Origin of the sequence: Caballeronia arationis (assembly GCF_001544975.2) — a bacterium.
GTDB classification, from domain to species: domain Bacteria; phylum Pseudomonadota; class Gammaproteobacteria; order Burkholderiales; family Burkholderiaceae; genus Caballeronia; species Caballeronia arationis.
The window spans coordinates 1-1,555 of the sequence record NZ_FCOG02000416.1; the positions used below are offsets into that span (position 1 = coordinate 1).

The window sequence follows — 1,555 nt, forward strand, 5'->3', positions numbered from 1 at the left end:
CCGGCTGATATGACTTCCCGTGTCAAGAGAGATCGGTTTTCGGTTTTTCAGGACGCTAAATTTCCTGAGGGCGACGTAGCAGTAAGTCTCGACGGTGGATCACCCTGATATACGCGGGTTGGTTACCGCATTACAGTGTTCCGCCCAATGAGCCTGCCGCTATCTGAAGCCGCAAATCGGATGACATCCGCTGCATAGCCGGAGCGCGGGTTACTCGTGTGCCGGGCTACGCCGCCTTCAGGAAACTCCTTCAGATTGCTGCTTTTCAGTGGCCGGCAGGATGAAGCTGGTGTGTTGGCTGTGCACCGCACGGTACAGCCTGGGACATTGACAGCCGGCCAATGTCCCAGATAAATCCTGCGAGTTCACGGGCCACGGCAACCACAGCGATGTTCGCATTCTTGCCGCGCTCTGCCAGTTTGCGATATCGCCGGCACAGCCGCAGTTGTGCGTCCCAGGCGCGATCGGTAATGGGCTTGGGGATGCCTTCTTGCCGACGCTGGATATCCGTACTCACACGTGCGGGAAACCGGTAGCTCCAGGCGGCCTCGACGAGCAGTTTGCGGGCGTAACTGTTGCCGGTTTTCGTAATGCTTCCCTGACGACGCCGCTCTCCGGAAGAGTATTCAGAGGGGGTGACGCCCAGCCATGCCATCAGCTGGCGCGGATGCTCAAAGCGTGACAGGTCTCCAAGCTCCGAAAGCATTCCGATCGCAGTGGTGAACTGTATGCCACGCATGGCCTGAAGGCCCAGTACGGCCGGATAGAAGCGCCACTCGAGCACGGCCTCGCGCAGTGCCCCCTCGAGACGCGCACATTGCGCGAGCCTGTCCTCGATCGTGCGACGGTGTTCGTCGAAGGCCAGTTGCTGCCAGTGACTTGGAAACGAATATGAGCTGATCCATCGCCGGTGCGCGGATCCCCAGTTAGCGGTACCGGTATAACCCACACCATGCGCGAGCAGGAATGACTTCAGCCGTTGCCGCGCGTGCCTAAGATCGGCTTTGGCCGCTGCCCACGCACGGGCCAGATCGCGGAATGCTTCATCTTCAACGCCCGGCACATACACCGCCGAGAGGTCACCGGCGCGCAGTCCGCGCACCAGTTTGATTGCGTCACGCCGGTCTGTCTTGACGCGATCACCGGGCTTTTTTGGAATCAGCGACGGCGCACACACCATGCAGTCGAATCCTTTCTGAACCAGCTCCCGGTAAAGCCCATAACCGCATGGCCCGGCTTCGTAGACCACGCGCACCTGTCGTCCTTTGGACTGCAGACGTTTGCACAGCCGGTCAACGTCAGTCTTCGTCGTTCCGATCTTACCCAGTTGCTCCACTTCACCCATGCCCAGCGCATAAGCGACCGCGATCGAGTCCTTGTGAACATCGAGTCCTACATACAATGTGCTATCGTTTTCCATTGCTGGCCTCCGTGACGGAAATCGCCGGGTGTTGCCCTGTCCACACCGTGCGGCTCTGGCAGTCATGCTAACCCGCGTTTGTTTTCACACGCCAGGCCAGCCTTCCACCTCACGGGAAGTCATACTGTCTGAACA

The 1,555-nt window shown here is 59.4% G+C and carries 1 protein-coding gene; it reads right to left on the reverse strand.

Going from position 1 to position 1,555, the window contains the following annotated elements:
• Positions 1-265: 265 nt before the first annotated feature.
• A complete protein-coding gene (locus AWB81_RS42795) occupies positions 266-1,420 on the reverse strand; it encodes an IS110 family RNA-guided transposase (RefSeq protein ID WP_062644615.1) in 1,155 nt (384 codons plus the stop codon).
• Between the last annotated feature and the right edge of the window lie 135 nt (positions 1,421-1,555).

Coding starts and splice junctions, on each gene's coding strand:
- AWB81_RS42795 (WP_062644615.1), bottom strand. CDS start 1,420: ATGGAAAACGATAGCACATTGTATGTAGGACTCGATGTTCACAAGGAC.